General features: G+C 29.2%; 22 protein-coding genes. 14 read left to right on the forward strand and 8 right to left on the reverse strand.

Annotation, left to right across the window (positions count from 1 at the left end; all coding sequences use genetic code 11):
- Both prfA and rpsT read right to left on the reverse strand, forming a co-directional pair.
- Positions 1 to 1,068, reverse strand: coding sequence for a peptide chain release factor 1 (gene prfA, locus ABVS04_RS01805; RefSeq protein WP_368028948.1), 1,068 nt, complete (start codon positions 1,066 to 1,068; stop codon positions 1 to 3).
- 22 nt (positions 1,069 to 1,090) lie between these two features.
- Positions 1,091 to 1,351: a 30S ribosomal protein S20 gene (gene rpsT, locus ABVS04_RS01810; protein ID WP_368028949.1), complete on the reverse strand. Its 261-nt coding sequence runs from the start codon at positions 1,349 to 1,351 to the stop codon at positions 1,091 to 1,093.
- A gap of 83 nt (positions 1,352 to 1,434) precedes the next feature.
- On the opposite strand from rpsT, the gene glmM reads away from it, so the two are divergent.
- From glmM to ABVS04_RS01840, 6 genes are all read left to right on the forward strand, one after another.
- The gene (gene glmM, locus ABVS04_RS01815) at positions 1,435 to 2,769 is read left to right on the forward strand and encodes a phosphoglucosamine mutase (protein WP_368028950.1); all 1,335 of its coding nucleotides are present in this window, start codon (positions 1,435 to 1,437) and stop codon (positions 2,767 to 2,769) included.
- Positions 2,766 to 3,239 (forward strand): signal peptidase II, encoded by a 474-nt coding sequence (gene lspA / locus ABVS04_RS01820; RefSeq protein WP_368028951.1) that lies wholly within the window; start codon positions 2,766 to 2,768, stop codon positions 3,237 to 3,239. Before glmM ends, lspA begins: the two co-directional genes overlap by 4 nt.
- A 64-nt stretch (positions 3,240 to 3,303) precedes the next feature.
- Entirely contained in the window at positions 3,304 to 4,584 is a 1,281-nt protein-coding gene (locus tag ABVS04_RS01825; RefSeq protein ID WP_368028952.1) for a 3-isopropylmalate dehydratase large subunit, read from the forward strand.
- Positions 4,584 to 5,207 (forward strand): molybdenum cofactor guanylyltransferase MobA, encoded by a 624-nt coding sequence (gene mobA, locus ABVS04_RS01830; protein WP_368028953.1) that lies wholly within the window; start codon positions 4,584 to 4,586, stop codon positions 5,205 to 5,207. Before ABVS04_RS01825 ends, mobA begins: the two co-directional genes overlap by 1 nt.
- 66 nt (positions 5,208 to 5,273) lie before the next feature.
- A complete protein-coding gene (locus ABVS04_RS01835) occupies positions 5,274 to 6,740 on the forward strand; it encodes an NAD(P)/FAD-dependent oxidoreductase (RefSeq protein ID WP_368028954.1) in 1,467 nt (488 codons plus the stop codon).
- Between the two features lie 229 nt (positions 6,741 to 6,969).
- Positions 6,970 to 8,154, forward strand: a complete 1,185-nt coding sequence (locus ABVS04_RS01840) for a rhodanese-like domain-containing protein (RefSeq protein ID WP_368028955.1) — start codon at positions 6,970 to 6,972, stop codon at positions 8,152 to 8,154.
- A gap of 56 nt (positions 8,155 to 8,210) precedes the next feature.
- Here ABVS04_RS01840 and rplT read toward each other — a convergent pair whose 3' ends face one another.
- From rplT to thrS, 4 genes are all read right to left on the reverse strand, one after another.
- Positions 8,211 to 8,567: a 50S ribosomal protein L20 gene (rplT, locus tag ABVS04_RS01845; protein ID WP_368028956.1), complete on the reverse strand. Its 357-nt coding sequence runs from the start codon at positions 8,565 to 8,567 to the stop codon at positions 8,211 to 8,213.
- A gap of 102 nt (positions 8,568 to 8,669) precedes the next feature.
- Complete coding sequence (gene rpmI, locus ABVS04_RS01850) at positions 8,670 to 8,867, reverse strand: 50S ribosomal protein L35 (protein ID WP_368028957.1); 198 nt, start codon at positions 8,865 to 8,867, stop codon at positions 8,670 to 8,672.
- 147 nt (positions 8,868 to 9,014) lie between these two features.
- On the reverse strand, positions 9,015 to 9,509 hold the full coding sequence (gene infC, locus ABVS04_RS01855; RefSeq protein WP_368028979.1) for a translation initiation factor IF-3: 495 nt from the start codon (positions 9,507 to 9,509) through the stop codon (positions 9,015 to 9,017).
- A 29-nt stretch (positions 9,510 to 9,538) separates the two neighbouring features.
- Positions 9,539 to 11,347: a threonine--tRNA ligase gene (gene thrS, locus ABVS04_RS01860; protein WP_368028958.1), complete on the reverse strand. Its 1,809-nt coding sequence runs from the start codon at positions 11,345 to 11,347 to the stop codon at positions 9,539 to 9,541.
- Positions 11,348 to 11,514: 167 nt separating this feature from the next.
- On the opposite strand from thrS, the gene ABVS04_RS01865 reads away from it, so the two are divergent.
- Complete coding sequence (locus ABVS04_RS01865) at positions 11,515 to 11,973, forward strand: hypothetical protein (protein WP_368028959.1); 459 nt, start codon at positions 11,515 to 11,517, stop codon at positions 11,971 to 11,973.
- 39 nt (positions 11,974 to 12,012) lie between these two features.
- Here ABVS04_RS01865 and ABVS04_RS01870 read toward each other — a convergent pair whose 3' ends face one another.
- Together ABVS04_RS01870 and ABVS04_RS01875 are read right to left on the reverse strand one after the other, a co-directional pair.
- Complete coding sequence (locus tag ABVS04_RS01870) at positions 12,013 to 13,617, reverse strand: DUF3373 domain-containing protein (protein WP_368028960.1); 1,605 nt, start codon at positions 13,615 to 13,617, stop codon at positions 12,013 to 12,015.
- Positions 13,618 to 13,726: 109 nt separating this feature from the next.
- Positions 13,727 to 14,047, reverse strand: a complete 321-nt coding sequence (locus tag ABVS04_RS01875) for a cytochrome C (RefSeq protein ID WP_368028961.1) — start codon at positions 14,045 to 14,047, stop codon at positions 13,727 to 13,729.
- A gap of 90 nt (positions 14,048 to 14,137) precedes the next feature.
- Here ABVS04_RS01875 and ABVS04_RS01880 point away from each other — a divergent pair, with 90 nt between their 5' ends.
- The 7 genes from ABVS04_RS01880 (at position 14,138) to ABVS04_RS01910 (ending at position 19,604) form a co-directional block, all read left to right on the forward strand.
- Positions 14,138 to 15,466: an NFACT RNA binding domain-containing protein gene (locus ABVS04_RS01880; RefSeq protein WP_368028962.1), complete on the forward strand. Its 1,329-nt coding sequence runs from the start codon at positions 14,138 to 14,140 to the stop codon at positions 15,464 to 15,466.
- A gap of 120 nt (positions 15,467 to 15,586) precedes the next feature.
- Positions 15,587 to 16,363: a complement resistance protein TraT gene (locus ABVS04_RS01885; protein WP_368028963.1), complete on the forward strand. Its 777-nt coding sequence runs from the start codon at positions 15,587 to 15,589 to the stop codon at positions 16,361 to 16,363.
- 142 nt (positions 16,364 to 16,505) lie between these two features.
- Positions 16,506 to 17,264: a phosphatidate cytidylyltransferase gene (locus tag ABVS04_RS01890; protein ID WP_368028964.1), complete on the forward strand. Its 759-nt coding sequence runs from the start codon at positions 16,506 to 16,508 to the stop codon at positions 17,262 to 17,264.
- Positions 17,261 to 18,328 carry a 1-deoxy-D-xylulose-5-phosphate reductoisomerase gene (dxr, locus tag ABVS04_RS01895; protein WP_368028965.1) on the forward strand — a complete coding sequence of 356 codons (1,068 nt, stop codon included), beginning with the start codon at positions 17,261 to 17,263 and terminating at the stop codon, positions 18,326 to 18,328. The genes ABVS04_RS01890 and dxr overlap by 4 nt, the downstream gene beginning before the upstream one ends.
- Positions 18,318 to 18,602: a hypothetical protein gene (locus ABVS04_RS01900; protein WP_368028966.1), complete on the forward strand. Its 285-nt coding sequence runs from the start codon at positions 18,318 to 18,320 to the stop codon at positions 18,600 to 18,602. The genes dxr and ABVS04_RS01900 overlap by 11 nt, the downstream gene beginning before the upstream one ends.
- A complete protein-coding gene (locus ABVS04_RS01905; protein WP_368028967.1) occupies positions 18,602 to 19,027 on the forward strand; it encodes a DUF1566 domain-containing protein in 426 nt (141 codons plus the stop codon). The genes ABVS04_RS01900 and ABVS04_RS01905 overlap by 1 nt, the downstream gene beginning before the upstream one ends.
- A gap of 13 nt (positions 19,028 to 19,040) precedes the next feature.
- Positions 19,041 to 19,604 (forward strand): RBBP9/YdeN family alpha/beta hydrolase, encoded by a 564-nt coding sequence (locus ABVS04_RS01910; RefSeq protein ID WP_368028968.1) that lies wholly within the window; start codon positions 19,041 to 19,043, stop codon positions 19,602 to 19,604.
- Positions 19,605 to 19,612: the final 8 nt, after the last annotated feature.

Genomic DNA, 19,612 nt, shown 5'->3' on the forward strand with positions numbered 1-19,612 from the left:
TTATAATCCATTAGCTTCGATAAGTCTAGATTGATGATCAGCAATAAGAGGATCAATTACTTCATCAAATAGACCATCATTCATGATGTAATCAAGTCTATATAGAGTCAAGTTAATTCTATGATCACTGATTCTATTTTGTGGGTAATTATAAGTTCTAATTCTTCCACTTCTATCACCAGTACCGACTTGCTCTTTTCTTGTAGCACCTTCTGATTCCATTTTCTTTTGCATCTCAATTTCATAAAGTTTAGCTTTTAAAACTTTCATAGCTCTATCTTTATTTTTGTGTTGAGATTTTTGATCTTGATTGGTAACTACAATTCCAGATGGAATATGTGTGATTCTAACCGCTGAGTCTGTAGTATTTACAGATTGACCACCATTTCCACTGGCTCTCATAACATCAATTTTTAAATCATTTGGATCAATTTCAACTTCTACATCATCAACTTCAGGCATAACTGCTACTGTTATTGCTGATGTATGAACTCTTCCTTGTGATTCTGTAGCAGGAACTCTTTGAACTCTATGTGTACCACCTTCGAATTTTAACTTCGAATAAACATGGTCACCTTTAACTAGAATTACAACTTCCTTATATCCACCAGATTCACTCTCACTTGAGCTCATGATTTCAACTTTCCAATTTTTGTTTTCTGCATATCTTAAATAACCTCTAAAAAGGTCACCAACAAAGATAGCAGCTTCATCACCACCTGTTCCTGCTCTTAACTCTAGATAAATATTTTTATCATCATTAGGATCTTTTGGAATCATTAAAAATTTAATTTCATCTTCCAAAATAGGTTTTCTTGTTTCTAATTCTTTAAGTTCTTCTTTTGCTAAATCACCAAGTTCTGGATCATCAAGAAGCATTTTGTTTTCATTAATATCATCTATTAATTTAACATATTCTCTAGCTTTAGTAACAATAGGTTGCATATTTGACTGTTCTTTAGAAAGATCAGTCATTCTTTTTATATCATTTGTAATATCAGGAGCCATCAATAAATTATTGATTTCTTCATGTCTATTAATAAATGGTAGTAATCTGTTTTTTAACATATATATTTAATTTATATTCAAATTATATAGCGTTAACTTTGATTTGTAATCTACCAACTTTTCTTGATGCAGTTTCTTTTTTAAGAACACCTTTAGATACACAATGGTGTAAATATTTGTTTGCAGTTTTCATAGCTTCAGTTGCTTTTTCTTTATCAGCTGTTTCGATTGCTGCTAATACATTTTTTGTAACATTTTTGATTCTAGTTTTATAAAATCTGTTTCTTTCTGTTTTAATTCTAGTTTGTCTAGCTCTTTTTTCAGAAGATTTGTGATTTGCCATTTTTTTTAACCTCTTTGTAAAAATTTTAAGGGTAGAATATTACCTAAAGTATCTTAAACAAAGTTTAATTTTAGGAAGATTTAATGAAACTATTCGGAACTGATGGAGTTAGAGGGAAAGCTGGTGATTTTTTAGATGCAATGACTGTACTAAAATTAGCTAAAGCTGCAGGTATTTATTTTAGAAAACATTCTACAACTAAGAGAATTCTTGTGGGAAAAGACACAAGACGAAGTGGTTATATGATTGAAAATGCACTTGTAAGTGGTTTAACAGCTGTTGGTTACGATGTAATTCAAATAGGTCCAATGCCTACACCTGCAATTGCATATTTAACAGAATCAATGAGATGTGATGCTGGAATTATGATTTCAGCATCTCACAATCCTTATGAAGATAATGGAATCAAATTTTTTGATAATCATGGAAATAAATTAAGCGTTACATGTGAAAAAAAAATAGAAGATATATTTAATGATAATGATTTAATGATAAATGAGCAAGTTACGGGTAAAAATATTGGGGCTTCAAAAAGAATTGATGACGTTATTGGAAGATATATTGTTTCAATAAAAAGCTCTTTTCCAAAAGATTTAACTCTTCATGGTTTAAGAATTGTTCTTGATTGTGCAAATGGAGCAGCTTATAAAGTGGGACCTACAATATTAGAAGAATTAGGTGCGGATGTAATTGTAATTAACAATAAACCAAATGGATTTAATATTAATGAAAATTGTGGAGCAATGCATCCTGAGGGTGTGTCTAAGCTCGTAAGAGAATATAGAGCTGATATTGGTTTAGCACTTGATGGTGATGCTGATAGATTAGTCGTTGTTGATGAGCAGGGTGAAATAGTTGATGGAGATAAATTAATAGGTGCTTTATGCAAATATTTAAATGAACGAAAATTACTTCAAGGAAATGCTTGTGTTGCAACAGTTATGTCGAATAAAGCATTAGAAGATTATTTAGCAAAAGATAAAATAGAGTTATTTAGATCTGATGTTGGTGACAAATATGTTCTTGAAGTTATGCAAGAAAAAGGTATTAACTTTGGTGGTGAGCAAAGTGGGCATATTATTTTCTCTGATGTGGCTAAAACAGGAGATGGATTAGCTTCTGCTCTTCAAGTTCTTGCACTAGTTTTAAAATCAGGGAAAAAAGCAAGTGAAGTTTTAAATCCATTTGATTTATATCCTCAAATTTTACACAATATGAAAGTAACAGAAAAAATCCCTCTTGATAAACTAGAAGGTTTAGAGGCTGTTTTAAAACCTATTAGAGAAAAAGGAATTAGAGATTTAATTAGATATTCAGGAACTGAAAATAAAATTAGATTACTTTTAGAAGGTAAAAAGAAAAAAGATGTTGAAGAGAGTATGGAATCTTTAATAGCATTTTTTAAAAAGGCACTATGAAAAAAAAATTATTAATTGCAGTATATTTATTTATAGTAATTTTTATTTTAGACCAAGTTGTTAAATATGGATTTGCAAATCTAAATTGGGATGTAGACGGACCTTATATGTCATTGAAACTTGCATATAACTATGGTGTTGCGTTCTCTATGTTTTCATTTTTGGAACATAATTTAAAATATATTCAACTTCTGATAATAGTAATTGCAACAATATATCTTTTTAAAAATAAAGATGTTTTTGATGAATATTACCTAGCTATTGCACTTTTATATGCAGGTGGTTTATCAAATATTTTAGATAGATTTACTTATGGTGGTGTTGTTGATTATTTTTATTGGCATTATGGTTTTGAATTTGCAATATTCAATATCGCTGATGTGATTATAAATATGGCAGTTGCATTGATTATTTTTAAACAAATAAAACAAATTAGAGAAGAAAAAAAGCAAAAAAACAATAAATCTTAGATTTGTAGCTTAAAATAAATTTAGCTATAATCCAAGAAATTTTAGAAAATGACAGGAAATTGAAATGGGTCAAACAATAACAGAAAAGATTTTTAGTGAGCATGTAGGAAAAGCAGTTTTTGCAGGAGAAATAGTTAGAAGTCCGATTGATATGGTAATTGGAAATGATATTACAACTCCGATTTCTATTAAAGCATTTGAAGATGGTGGTTTTGAAAAATTAGTAAATCCAGAAGGTTTTGCAATTGTTCTTGATCATTTTATTCCAGCAAAAGATATAGCTTCAGCAAATCAAGCAAAAATCTCAAGAGATTTTGCAATGAAACATAATTTAAAATATTTCTTTGATGAAAAAGATATGGGAATTGAACACGCACTTTTACCTGAAAAAGGTTTAGTATTACCGGGTGATGTTATTATTGGTGCAGATTCACATACATGTACACATGGTGCTTTAGGAGCATTTTCTACAGGTATGGGAAGTACAGATATCTCTTTTGGAATGATCACAGGTGGTAACTGGTTTAAAGTTCCTGAATCAATTAAAGTTGTATTCAAAGGAAAACCAGGTCCTTATGTAACTGGAAAAGATTTAATACTAGAAATCATCAGAATTTTAGGTGTTGATGGAGCTTTATATAAAGCTTTAGAATTCACAGGTGATACAATTGCTTATTTATCAATGGATGATAGATTCTCATTATGTAATATGGCAATTGAAGCAGGAGCTAAAAATGGTATTGTAGCTGTTGATGATGTTACAAGAGAATTTTTAGATAAAACAGCTGAATTAAATGGTGGATTAAGAGCAGAACCAAAAATTCATTATTCTGATGATGATGCTAAATATTGTCAAGTAATTGAGATTGATGTTGAAGCATTAAATCCTGTGATTGCATATCCATTTTTACCATCGAATGGTCATTCTGTAAATCAAGCAGTTATTGATGATATTAGAGTTGATCAAGTATTTATTGGAAGCTGTACAAATGGAAGATTATCAGATTTTAAAGTTGCAGCTGAAATTCTAGAAGGTAAAAAAGTTGCACGTCATGTAAGACTTATTGTAACTCCAGGAACTCAAAAAATCTTAAGAGATGCACAAAAAGCAGGTTATATCGACATTTTAGTTGATGCAGGAGCTGTTGTATCAAATCCAACATGTGGAGCATGTTTAGGTGGATATATGGGAATCTTAGGAGATGGAGAAGTTTGTATCTCTACTACAAATAGAAACTTTGTTGGAAGAATGGGTTCAAGAAGCTCAAAAATTTATCTAGCAAATAGCGCAGTTGCAGCAGCATCTGCAATTTCTGGATATATTACAGATCCAAGAAGTTTATAATGACTAATCCTCCATTTTTTGAAATTACCTGTGTAATTTTATGTGGAGGGAAAAGCTCTCGAATGGGAGAAGACAAATCTCTTCTTCCTTTTGCTTCTTCAAAATCACTCACCCAATATCAATACGATAGATTAAAACCTTATTTTAAAAATATTTATCTCTCTTCTAAAGTCAATAAATTTGATTTTCTTAATAATGATAGTATTATTTTTGATGAAAATAAAGATATTTTCTCTCCAATTTTAGCTTTAGATACTATATTTAAGAAATTAAAAAATCAGAAAATCTTTTTAATAACAGTTGATACTCCTTTTGTTTCAATTGAATCAATATCTAAATTAATTGAGAAATCTAAAGATGTAGATATTTGTGTTGCAAAAACAGAAAAAATCCATAATTTATGTGGAGTATTTTCTTCTAATATAAGTGAAAGTATTAATACAATGATAGAATCTGATATTCATAAAATAGGTTATTTATTAAAAAATAATAATACACTACTTATTAACTTCCCAAATGATAATGAATTTATGAATATAAATAATAAAGAAGACTATTCAAATTCACTTGAATTTATAAGTAAAAATAATAATTCTAATAAGCAAAAAAACACTAACTCATAAGTCTATTATTATATCTTTTTTGCTATTCTAATGTTATACTTATTATCATAAATAAAGGAAGCTATTATGGCAAAAAATGAACTAGATAAAGCACTAGAACTAGTTGATTCAGAAATAAAAAAATCAGGAATTTCAAGAAGAGAAGCTTTCAAATTAGCTGGACTTGGAAGTGCTGCATATTTAATGGGTGGATCAGAAGCTGAAGCTGCAACTGAATTAAGAGCAAGCGATGCAACTGGAAAGATTCTTATTATTGGTGGGGGATTAGCTGGTATTTCAACTGCTGCAAGACTTGTGAATACATTATCAAATCCTGATATAACTATCATAGAGCCTAATCCAAAATCAGTATCTTATCAACCTGGAGCTACTCTTGTTGCCTCAGGCGTTTATACAAAAGCAGATATTGATTATAATACTAGTGATTACATACCAAAAGGTGTTACAGTACTTAAAGATAGAGCAATCGATTTTAATCCAGAATCAAACTCTGTTGCTCTTGAATCAGGGGAAACAATCACATATGACTTTCTAATTGTTGCTGCGGGGATTACTTTAGACTATGGAGCAATTAAAGGATTAGAAGAAGTTGGTGATGCTTATACTGCAGGTGACGCATTTAAAATTTTAAAAGTTTTTGGAGATTCAGGAGTAACTTCTGTTTATAATATTGATTCAGCAGTCGCAATGTGGACTCAGATGCAAAAATTTATACAAAAAGCAAAAGATGGACAAAAAGTAAAAGGTGTATTTACAGACCCTGATACTGCAATTAAATGTGGGGGAGCACCTAAAAAAGTAATGTATCTTACAAATGCTAGATTAGTAGAAGCAGGAGCAAGAGAAAATGCTGAATTGACTTTTTATCCAGATGGTGGAAAACTCTTTGGTGTTAAAGAGTATGCAGATGCAATTGAAAAACAATTTATTGCTAGAAATATGAAGTGGAACTTCAATCATAATTTAATTGGTGTAGATATTGCTAAAAAGACTGCAATTTTTGATAAGCATTGGCAAGAAAAAGGTCCATATGATAAAGATTTAGAGGAGTATTCAATGGTTACTAAAAACTTGAATGTTGAAGTTCCGTTTGATTTTTTACATATAACTCCTCCTCAAAAAGCACCAGATGAAATTGGTAAATCAGCAATTGGTTCAGCAAAAGGTTGGGTTCCTGTGCATAAAGAAACATTACAACATGTAAAATATAATAATATTTTTGCATTAGGTGATATTGCTGCTGTTCCTATGGGTAAAACAGGTGGAAGTGTTAGAAAACAATACAAAGTATTAGTTGATAACTTAATCTCTGTTATGGAAGGTAAAGAGCCGACAGCTAAATATGGGGGATATACAGTTTGTCCTCTTATTACTGATATTGGAAAAGTTATGTTAGCTGAATTTGATTGGACAGCAAAACCTACACCTTCATTTCCTTTAGATCCTACACAAGAAAGATATCTTTGGTGGTTATTAAAAGTTTATTTACTTAAACCAATGACTCAATATGGAATGTTAAGTGGTAAAGCATAGGATTTTATTTTGAAAAAAGAGATTTGGATTATTCTAATTATATTTTTTATTTTAAGTATTTTCTTTCATAATAAAGAGTTTATGGAATATCCACTTCAACACCTAATTAATTTACCCAATTCAGGAGCTTATGGATTGGGTTATTATCACCCTTTTGTTTTTGTACTATTTGTATATATAGTTATTTTAATCTTACGGCTTATTTTTAAATTATTCACAAGGAAAAAAGATGAAAAAAATATTAAGTAGTTTAGCAGTAATATCAATATTGACATTAAGTCAATCTTATGCAGTAGAGCAACAAGTAACACCAGAAATTGCAGAGTTAATTAAAAAACATAACTTGGAGCAGGTAGATTTTGATTATGTATCAAAAAAAGTAGGTATTGGTTTTAGAGGTGCAGCAGAATCTATATTAATAGATGCAAGACCTGCATTAAAATATGAAAAAGGAACTATTCCTTCAAGTTTAAATATTCCAGATACAGATTTTGAAAATTCTTATAAGCAACTTGTAGATTTATCAAAAGATAAAGAATTAATTGTTTTTTGTGCAGGATTTACGTGCGAAAAAAGTGCATTAGTTGCACAAATGTTAAAAACTAAAGGGCATAAGAATGTAAAAATTTATTCTGCTGGAGAACCACAATGGGCACAAAAAAGTTATCTTGAAATTGGTACTGTAGTCGTTAAAGCTTATCAAGAAAATAATAGTGCTTTACTTGTAGATGCAAGACCTCAGATTAAGTTTTTTCAAGAAACAATTCCAGGAAGTATTTCTATTCCTGATACAAATTTAGATAAATTAATTGGAAGATTTCCTATTGATAAGAATGAAAAAATTGTTGCTTTTTGTCAAGGGTATACTTGTGAAAAATCAAATATTGTTGCAAATAAACTTTATTCTTTAGGGTATAAAAATGTTTCAGTTTATGCAGGGGGACTTCCAGCGTGGAAAGAAGCAGGTTTATCTACAACTGCTAGTTCAAAAGCGAAAACAGCTACATCAGATGAAAAAAAAGTAAAAAAAGTATCAACCCCAAATGGTGCTAAACTTGGAAGTGATGAAGGTACAGTTGATGGGGAATGGTTAAAAGCGCAAATTGTTGATAATAAAGTACCTGAATATATTCAAATAGTAAATGTTTTAAGTTCAAAAGATTTTGAAAAAGGTCATATAAAAGGTTCAATAAATATTGAAGCTGATAAGTTTTCAGCAAAAGAACTATTTGAAAAACTACCAAAAGGAAAAACAGTGATTTTTCATTGTTCAGCAGGTGCTAGATCTATTGAAGCTTGGAGTAAATTGAAAAAAGATAATATAGATATATCTGAGGTTTTATATTTTGATGCAAATATTACTTGTAAAGGTGAAGATTGTAAGATTGATGTAAATGAACCTTTGGGAATTTAAGGCATAAAAAAAGGGAGAAGAGCTAATAACGCTTCTCCCTTTTTAGGTTTGCAAATTTATTTTAGTGCAGCTTTAGCAGTTACTACTAATGATGCAAATGCAGTAGAATCATTCATAGCCATATCAGCTAAGATTTTTCTATCAAATTCTAAACCAGATAATTTTAATCCGTTCATGAATCTTGAGTAGTTAATATCATTTAATCTACAAGCTGCATTGATTCTTATGATCCATAATTTTCTTATGTCTCTTTTTTTCTGTCTTCTATCTCTGAAAGCATAAACTAAAGATCTTTCTAATTGTTCTTTAGCTTTTCTGAAGTGTTTTCTTCTACCACTAAAAAATCCTCTAGCAGCTTTTAATACTTTCTTGTGTCTTCTTCTTCTAACAACACCAGTTTTTACTCTAGGCATATATATTTCCTTTCTTAACCATTATTTTTAAATAAGGTGTCAGCAAACGCTGAACTTTTCCATCATTGATGGAGGGACAAAAATTACTTAAATTTTAAGTAATTACGCTTTACACAACGCAGCAAGAATCCTACCAGCATCTGTTTTATGTACTGTTTTAGGTCCTCTTAGGTTTCTTTTTCTTTTTTGTGTCATTTTAGTTAAGATATGGCTTCTAAAAGCTGATCCTCTTTTAATTGACCCGTTTTTCTTCACTTTAAATCTTTTTAAAGCGCCACTAACACTTTTCATTTTTGGCATTGAAGAATCCTCCTTATAAATTTGCAATTTCATATAAACATGAAAAAGTTTTGGATTATACTTAAAATTTACTTGATTTTTCTTTAAAATTTGAATAAAAAGTAGAAAAGAAGAGAAAGACTCTCTTCTTTATTTGTTGTGGAGTGATTAGTCTTTTTTAGGAAGAGCCATCATATTAACATATCTTCCTTCTAGTTTTGGTTCTTTATCCATTACAGCTAAATCTTCAATCATTGGCCATACTTTGTTTAATACATCAACACCAGCTTGTGGATTAGCCATTTCTCTACCTTTTAGAAAAACTCTAAACTTAACATGATTTCCTTCTTCTAAGAATTCTCTTGCATGCTTAACTTTATAGCTAATATCATTTTCAGCAATTTTTACAGAAAGTTTAATTTCTTTTACAACAATAACTTTTTGATTTTTTTTAGCTTCTTTTTTCTTTTTTTCTTGTTGGTATCTAAATTTACCATAATCCATAATTTTAGCAACAGGAGGTTTTCCATCTGGAGCAATTAATACTAAGTCAAGACCTAACTCATCAGCAATCTTAAGTGCTTCTGTAGTACTAATGATACCATAATTAGTTCCCTCATCACTTGTACATCTAACTTCTTTTGCTGTAATCAATTCATTCATGATTACATCGTCTTTTCTTTTATCTTTGCTCAAATTTCGCTTCCTTTTATTATTTCTTTTAACATTGACATAAATTCGTCTTTGCTCATGTTTGATTGCTCTCTTGTTCTTCTGTTTCTTAACGCAACAGATTTATTAGCAACTTCCTCATCTCCTATAACTACTATCATAGGAACTCTTTGTTTTTCAGCCATTCTAATTCTTTTATTTAAACTTTCATTCATATCAAAGATTTTAGAATCCATTTCATTTTGTTGTAATTCTTTTTGTAACTGTTTTGCGTACTCAACATGTGTATCTGCAATAGGTACAAAAATTACTTGAGTAGGTGCGATAGCAAATGGAAATTCTCCCGCACAGTGTTCAGTTAGAATACCAATAAATCTCTCAAAAGAACCTAGTATTGCTCTATGAATCATAACTGGTTGTTCTTTTTCACCCTTATCATTGATAAATTCTGCATTAAATCTAGATGGTAAATTCATATCTACTTGAACAGTTCCACATTGCCATTTTCTTCCAATTGCATCTAGAATTTTGATATCGATTTTTGGACCATAAAATGCTCCTCCACCTTCATCAATACCATAAGAAATATTGTTTTCATCTAAAGCATCCATGATACCTTTAGTAGTTTTTTCCCAGAAGATATCATCTCCAATTGCTTTTTCAGGTTTTGTAGAAACTTCAATTTCATATTTGAAATCAAACATTTTTAACAATGCATCAACAAATTCTAAAACTTCAAAGATAACTTCTTTTATTTGATCTTGAGTACAAAAGATATGTGAATCATCTTGAGTAAACTCTCTTACTCTAAATAACCCATGCATTGCTCCACTCATTTCATGTCTATGAACAACACCATATTCAAAAAGTTTTTTAGGTAAATCTTTATATGATACTAATGAGTTTTTGAATATTTGAATATGACCAACGCAATTCATTGGTTTAATACCATACTCTTGTTCATCAATAGTAGTGAAGTACATATTTTCTTTATAGTTTGCATAATGACCTGATATTTTCCACATTTCAGCTTTTAATATCTCAGGACCACGAACAGGTTCATAACCTCTAATTCTATGCGCTTTATATAAGATATGTTCTAATTTAGATCGAAGTCTTGCACCATTTGGTAGCCACATAGGAAGACCAGCACCAACATCATCGTTAAATGTGAAAAGTTCTAATTCTGTTCCAAGTTTTCTGTGATCTCTTTTTTTAGCTTCTTCAATCATTTTAGAATAATCAAATAATGCTTGTTTATCAAAGAATGCAATTCCATAAATTCTAGTAATCATTTCATTCTTTTCATCACCACCAAGATAAGCACCAGCTACTCTTGTTAATTTGAAAGATCTAATCATTCTAGTATTTGGTAAGTGAGGACCTCTACATAAGTCTTCAAAATCACCTTGTTTATAAATAGTAAGTGTAGTATCTTTGATATTTTTAAGAACAGCTTGTTTTAATTCATCATTTTTGAATTTTTCTAAGAATTCTTCTTTTGTAGTTTCATGTCTAGTGATAGGAAGTTTTCTATCCGCTATTTCTTTCATTTTCTTTTCAATAGTAGGTAAATCTTCATCTGAGATTTTACTTTCTACTTTGAAGTCATAGTAAAAACCTTCTTTTACAACAGGTCCAACGAAGAATTTTGCTTCAGGGTAAAGTTCTTTGATAGCTTGAGCCATCATGTGAGCACAAGAGTGTCTTAAAATATCTAAAGATTCTTTTGAATCATCAGCCTTGATTTCTTCTCCTTGGATATCTAAAGCCAGAGCAGTTTGAAGATCATAAATTTGACCATCTTTTAATATACCAATAGGTTCCAATAAATTCCTTTTTTTCTTAATTATTTATTAAATTGTGATTATTTTACCTCAAAGTGACTTAAACTTAATGAGATATGCGTAAATTTGTGAAAATTTTGTTACAATTACTTATGATTTTAAACTTATCAAAAATAAAAACAGAAAGCTTATTGTTATTTTGCAGAGACTTGATTCTATCGTATAAAGATAAAGTAGATTTAGAAAATTCAGGTTTAGATAAAGATATTATTGAAAATTTTAATAATATTGGAATTGATATGCTAAAAGAAATTAAAAAGGTAACATATTCAGATGCTTATTATTTAAGCAATAGAAAAACTTCTAAAGTAAAAGCTATTTTAGAAGGATATAACTTTATTAATAAAGAAATTTCAACAAATCTAAAAGAAAACCAATCTTTTAATCCATCTATGTTGTACTTTTCTCTTTTAGCTCTTTGGTTTAAAGAGTTAAATAAAGAGTCACGATCAAAAGAGTATATATATTTTATTATATATCCATATTTTCACGCTTATGATAAATTGTTAGTTGAGATGAAAAATAAAGAGTTTAAAAAGTTAAATATTCAAATGATAGAACTAGCAGAAAAAGTAATATATAAATTTGACAAATACTCTTTTATTTAAAAGAGTATAAAAAGAGGAAAACCTCTTTTTATTTTTATATTAGAATCTATATCTCATATAAGCTCTAATATCTTGTGCGGATTCAACTGGACTTGATGAAGCTAATCCAGCTTTATAAGCTGCTTGTGCATCTGCAATAGATGTTGGTGTTCCATCTGCTCCAAAGAACGAGTTTGAACCTGTATAGTCATATTTCATATAAACATAACTAACTCCAAAACTTAATGCATCTGTTAATTTTTGATTTCTATAAACTTCCCATGCTTGACCACGAGTCGCTATTTTACTTCCTGCATATGTATCTTCACCATATGTCATAGATCTCCAGTATTTACTACCTTGATTCCATTCTAATCCAATTCTTGAATCATCAGGACTTATAGGACATGGCGCATTTACTCCTAACCATACTGATGTCCCAATTTCTGAATCAAGTGAACCTAACATTCCTCCTGAAATATTATTTGGATTAGTTTTACTCATTGCAAATGAAGCAAAAGCTGTTGTGTCATCTAAATAATCAGAAATACCATCTCCAATACCTTCTGTTTTAAATAGGATTGTTGCATAGTCAATATCTCCAACATCTTTGAATGCAGGTGTTGCCATTTGTAATTCATAAGCAGCAGTTGCATCTTGTGAGGCAGAATAATTTGCATATGCAGCACCAAAAGTGTTTAAAGAATTTTGATCAAAACCAATTAAATTCCATGCTCTTGCATAATTCATATGAACAGAATATTTGCCATCATCATAAGGAACTGCAATCACACCTAATAAATCAACATCTACATTTTTTGTGTCGTCTGATGCATAAGCAGTTCCTGACATATCAAATCTAGGAATAGCATTTGTTAAACCTCTACCTGCACATATTTTGAACCAAGAACCTCTAAATCCTGTAGTCAATTCTGTATCAAATCTAAATGAGAAACCATCAAACTCTACATCAACAACATGTGATAAAGGAGAGTTTTCTTTTTGGTCATTTCTGAGATTTATTGGTAATCCATCTGTTGAAGGTCGTCTACCAACTGAAGCAGTCCATGGAACATCTGTACCAAAGAAAGTATTATTTGAATATAACCAATAAGCTTCTTTTAGTTTAATTGTATTATCTGTTGCATTTTCATTTGTTACCCAATCAAAATCTGCATAACCTGGATTTGTATTTGATTGAGAGTGATCGGCAGTATCACCAAATGCTTTGTTATAAGATAATTTTCCATGAAATGATGAATTATCATCAGCTTTATATCCCATACCTAACCATAATCTATTTGTCATAAGTGCATTATTTTCAGCTTTTGAACCATCAGCACGTTTGTATTGAATATTGTCAACTTGTGTTCTAAAATCAACATCCCATTTTAGATTGTCATTACCACTTTGAATTTTTGCAGAAGTTGCTGTTTTTGAAACAGTGTCAAGTTTTTTTTCAATATTTTCAATTCTTTTTTCATCAACAACAGTTTGTTGAACTACAGGTTTTTGAGCTTCTTGCTCAGCTACTTTTTTTTCTAAAGCTTCAATTTGTACTTTCAAAGCTTGTATTTGATTTAACATCTCTTTGTTCATATCACTTGCGAATGATGTAACAGAAAATGCTGCAATTGCAGACAGCATTATTAGACTTTTTTTCATGTATTTCCCTTTTAGATTTTTATGTAACAACAAAATCGTTAAAAATTAAAGCATAAAAAAAGGGTGATATTACTCACCCTTTAACTTACTTAATCAACGATTCCAACTACTAACAAGATGGAACGTTACCAGAGTCATTTGCGAATTCAATAGTGAAATCGATAATGTGCTCTTGTAAAGAATCTTTAATATCACCAGCTTTTACATTTGGACAAATTTTAATAAGTTCTTCTTCAAATTTTCCAGACGCTTTTAACGCTTTCCATTCTTCTTGAGAATGTTTAGCTGCAAATTTTGCACCAGTCATACCACAAGGTTCTTTTAGTAATTTACTAAATAGTTTTTGACCTTTTACTGCATCTGCTGATAAAGTAGATGAAGCAATTCCTAAAGCTAGTGTACCAGCCATAATGATTTTTAATAATTTCATATTATTCTCCTAATGAAAAGTTCGCTATAATTATAACTAATATTTATAAAAAAGTACTTATAAAAAATTATAATAATAAAGAGAATCAAAATGAAGTATTTCCTATTAAAAGAGATAGTCGCATATCTATCAACAAATGTCCAGAATATAAAGATAATCAAGAGAATTGACAATAATATAATTATAATTGAATTTAATAATAAGAATACCTTATATTTTGATATGTCAAAAGGCAATAGTACTATATTTAAATGTGAAAAAAGCATATCTTCTAAAAAAGATTTTAATGCACCATTTGATATTGCACTTCAAAAAAGATTTATTAATTCAAAAATTGAAGATATCGAACTATATAATGATGATAAAATTATAAATATAAGAGTAAATTCTTCTTCATCATATAAAAAACTAACAACAATTTTACAATTAGAATTTACAGGAAAACATACAAATATAATTATATTAGATGAAAATAGAGTTATTTTAGAAGCTTTACGACATATAGATGAGTTCTCATCAAGTAGAGTTGTTAAAGTTGGAATAAAATTAGAAGAGATTCCTAAACAAAGCTTTATTCCAAAAATAGAAGAAGTTTCTAATATTGAAGAGTATTTATATGAAATTTATGAAGAAAAACAAATACAAAGTTTAGAAAATGTTAAAAAACAAAAAATCTCACAAATAGATAAGAAAGCTAAAAAACTAAAAAAAACAATTGATTCTTTACCAAAAAAAGAAGAACTAGAACTTGAATCAAATGAACTTTACGAAAAAGCAAACCTTATTTTGTCAAATCTTCATAATTTAAAGCCCTACCAAAAAAGTTTAAAAGTTTATAATTATGAGGGAGTAGAAGTTGAAATTGATTTAGAAGAAAAACCATCAGCTTCTAAATATTCAAACGAATTATTCAAAAAAGCAAAAAGAGCAAAACAAAAAGCACTAAATATTTCTCTAGAAAAAGATAACTTAGATGAAAAACTAGATTTCTTATTAAGATTAATGAATAATATAAAAAATGCAAATTCAATAGAAGAGTGTGATTTTTTATCTCCTAAAAAAGAAAAAAATCAAATAAAAACAAAAAAAGCACAAGCCTATGAGAGCTTTTATTTTGAAGGATTTAAAATAATGTTAGGAACAAGTGAAAGAGAAAATATATATCTTTTACAAAATTCAAAAGCAAGTGATTTTTGGTTTCATTTAAAAGATAGACCATCTTGCCATGTAATAGTACAAAATACTAAAAAAACAATTCCAGATAGTGTAATAGAACAAGCCGCAATATTATGCGCAAAGTTTTCAGTAGATTTTACAGGAAATATAGATGTAGATTTTACTCAAAGAAGAAATGTAAAAATACAATCAGGTGCCAATGTATTGTACAATCCTTATAGCACTATTGGTGTTAAGATTTAAAATAATATATAAATTATTAAGAAATTTTGAAATTTTTTAATAAAAATTAAAAAAAGAGTCATTTGAGAGTCATTTGAATTGTATAATTTTGCTGAAACAATATATTTATTAGGAGAATGAATGAAAAACATAAAAAAATTTGGTTTAAGTATTGCTTTGGCTTCAGTACTTTTTAGTGGTTGTGCAACAACTGAATTACAAACAAATGCAAAAATGACACAAAGTGTGTTTATTAATCCAGTTGCTAAAGATAAAAGATTAATATTTGTATCAAGTAGAAATACAAGTGGTCAACAAATAAATCTTGAAAAAACAATATTAAATGAATTAGAGACTAAAGGTTATACAGTAGTTGATGATCCAGAAATGGCTACATATGTTTTGATGATGAATATATTATATTGTGATAAAAAACAAGAAAATAATGCAGCAGCAGGAGCAGTTGGAGCTGGAGCTTTAGGTGCAGGAATTGGAGCTTATAATAATAATGGATTAGGTGCTAGTGCAGGAATAGGATTAGGTGCAGCATTAGTTGGAGGATTAATAGCAAAAGCTACTGAAGATACAATCTTTCAAATGCAAGTTGATATTGTAATCAGAGAAAAAGCAAAAGGAAAAGTTTATGCATCAAATACAACTGCAGCTGGACAAGCAAGTGTAAATGATTCACGAAAAGCTGGATTTATGAATGGATTTGCAGGACAAATTAAGAATGTAAATGCATCAGGACAATTAAATTCAAATATTGCGAATGCAAATTCACAACAATATGAAACAGACTATATTGAACATAAGACTATGTTATTTGCAGAAGCAACAAAAATGAACTTAACATTACCAGAAGCTACACCAATTTTAGAAAAACAAATATCTAGCCAAATTGCTGGATTATTCTAAAAAAATCTTTCTCAATTTATCCTACCTTTTTTTGGGTAGGATAGTACACCTATTAAAAAATAAATTTTCAAAATGATACTAAAACCAACCAAAAGCGAAATTTCAGTATAATTAAAAACTTTTAAATTCAAGGTTTAATATAATGACTACAATAATAAGAGAGAGTTCAACTCGTATAAAAACAGGAATCGTACTAATACTAGGTATGTTAATACTAGGTTACATAGATTCATATTTCCTATTTTGGCTAGTATTTGGAATTATGTTAATGATTTCAATTTCTGAATCAAAAAAACTTTTTGCTTTGAAAAGTGATAGTATTTATGTATATACATCACTTTTATGGCTTACTGCATATTTCTATCCAATGCCAGAAGATTTGATTTTTATTGTTGCAATTGGTTATGCATCGCAATTAGCATATAAGAAAACACTAAATCAAAAACTGTTTTTACCTCTTTTATATCCAACAGCGTCATTTTTATTTTTATTAACTTTATATAGTGAATATGGAGTTATGACTCTTTTATGGTTACTAATTATTGTAGCAAGTACTGATATTGGTGCATATTTCATAGGTAAGGGATTTGGGAAAACACAATTTTGTGAAACAAGTCCAAATAAAACTATAGAAGGAGTAATCGGTGGAGTTGCGTTTGCTGTAGTTTTAGGACCTATTTTTTCAATTCATGAGGTTGGAATAGTAGGTGCAATTGTAATTTCATCTATTGTATCATTTACTTCAGTTTTTGGAGATTTATTTGAATCTTACTTAAAAAGAGAAGCTGGAGTTAAAGATAGTGGAACACTCTTACCAGGACATGGTGGTGTTTTAGACAGAACAGATGGTTATTTATTTGGAGCTATAGTAATGTTAGTTCTACTTAGGATAATCATTTGATAATTCTTGGAAGTACAGGTTCTATTGGTGTAAATACATTAAATATTGCACGTAAATTTAATCTAAATGTTGAGGTATTAGTAGCTGGAAGAAATATACAGCTGCTAAATCAACAAATAAAAGAATTTAAACCTAAAATTGTTGTTATAGATAGCGCTGAAGATATACATCTAGTTTGTCATAACAATGTTTTATTCGGACAAGAAGCTATTTTACAAGCTATTGAAAAAAGCACTTCAAATACAGTTGTAAATGCACTTGTTGGATTTTTAGGTTTAAGACCCACTTTAAAAGCTATTGAATGTGGTAAAAAAATAGCTCTTGCAAATAAAGAATCTTTAGTAGTTGCTGGAAAGTTTATAGATCAAACAAACTTAAAACCAATAGATAGTGAACACTTTGGTCTTTGGTATTTGCTTCAAGATAAGAAGATTGATTCTATGATGGTAACAGCTAGTGGGGGTTCTTTTAGAGATTATCCTTTGGACAAATTAAAGAATGTATCTATAAAAGAAGCTCTTTCTCATCCAAATTGGTCAATGGGAAATAAAATTACAATAGATAGTGCAACAATGACTAATAAAATTTTTGAATTAATGGAAGCTGCTTGGCTTTTTGATATTAGAAAACTTGACGCTATTATTGAAACAAAATCATTGATTCATGCTTTTATAAATTTTGCTGATGGTAGTACAACCGCACATATTGCAAATGCATCTATGCAACTTCCTATTGCCTATGCAATTTTGGGAAAAGTTGATGAAGAGATTTTAAAACCAGTTGATTTGGTAGAAGTTGCATCTTTAGATTTTAGAAAAATTGAAACATCAAGATATCCAATTTGGGGAATTAAAGATGAAATACTAAATAATCTTGATTTAGGTGTAGTATTAAATGCAGCAAATGAGGTAGGTGTTGCCAAGTTTTTAAACTCAGAAATAGGATTTTTAGATGTATCTAAAATTTCTTTAAATGCAATAAATAAGTTTAATAATGTAAAAGTTAATAGCTTAGATGAAATTTTTGAGATAGATAAAGAAGTGAGAAAATACTGTGAGTCTTGATTTATTAATTCCTTTTGGAATACTTCTTATTATGGTTATATATTTGATTTATTCAAGAAATAGTTTCGAAAAAGATATAGGTTCATTATATGAAAAAAAATTTGATGAATGGAAAAAACATAGTACAATAGAAGTAGAAAAAACTTCACACAAGGAACTAGTTGGTTTAGTTTATAAAACTGATTATAAAGTATCTATTGAATTATTGGATGAAAATGTTCAATCAGCATTAACTAGAGGAAAGTTTGAAGTATCTAATATAAAGGATAAATAATGAAATATTTACTTTTATTAATAGCTTTTTTGTCATTTTTAGATGCAAGAATATACAGAGATAGTACAAGAGAAGTTGTTATTGATGATAGTTCTAAGCTTATGTGGCAAGATGATATCTCTGTTGTAAAAACTTTAAAAGATCATGATATTGCTGAAATATATTGTAAAAATTTACAATATATCGGTCAAAGTGATTGGCGTTTACCAAAAATTGAAGAGTATGAATTAATAGTTGATAAAAAAAATACAAAAAATTATATAAATAAAGCATTTAAATATAATGTTCCAGATGGATATTGGGCTTCAAAAGCTCATTGGAGAACTCTTTGGTTTTATGCTGATTATATGCATTTTATAAGTGGAACCCCATATTATGATAGCCGCCATAAAGAAAAATATATTAGATGTGTACGAAATTATTAATAAGGAAAAAAGTTTGAGTAAAAGGATTTTAATACTTCATGGATTAGGTGGAAGTGATTTTCCTCATTGGCAAGCACAACTTGCAAGCGATTTGATAAAAGAGAATTATGTAGTTTCTTTCCCATCTTTTCCTTCAAAAGATAATCCAAAACTACAAGAGTGGAAAGAGTTTTTAAAAAAAGAGTTGGCTCATTTTAAACCTGATATTGTAGTTTGTCACTCTTTAGCAAATGTATTATGGTTTCATACTTGTGATGAATTAGATATAAAGCTAGATAAACTTATGCTTGTTGCTCCAGTTTCAAGAAATAGAAGCATTGAAGAAGCAAAAACTTTCTATCCATATCCAATTGCATCAGATTTAAAAGCAAAAGAAGTGATAATGGCGGCATCGACAAATGATCCATATATGAGTATAGAAGAAGCAATTGAACTTCAAACAAAATTGAATATTGGTATGAAAATAATGGAAAATGCAGGGCATATAAATGCAGCTTCTGGATTTGGAAAACTAGATTGTGCCCTTGATTGGATAAAAAGAGTTGAAGAATGCCAAATTAACGAAGAGTCAAAATAGCATGAGTG

The organism is Arcobacter sp. s6, assembly GCF_040884245.1.
Taxonomy (GTDB): Bacteria; Campylobacterota; Campylobacteria; order Campylobacterales; family Arcobacteraceae; genus Aliarcobacter.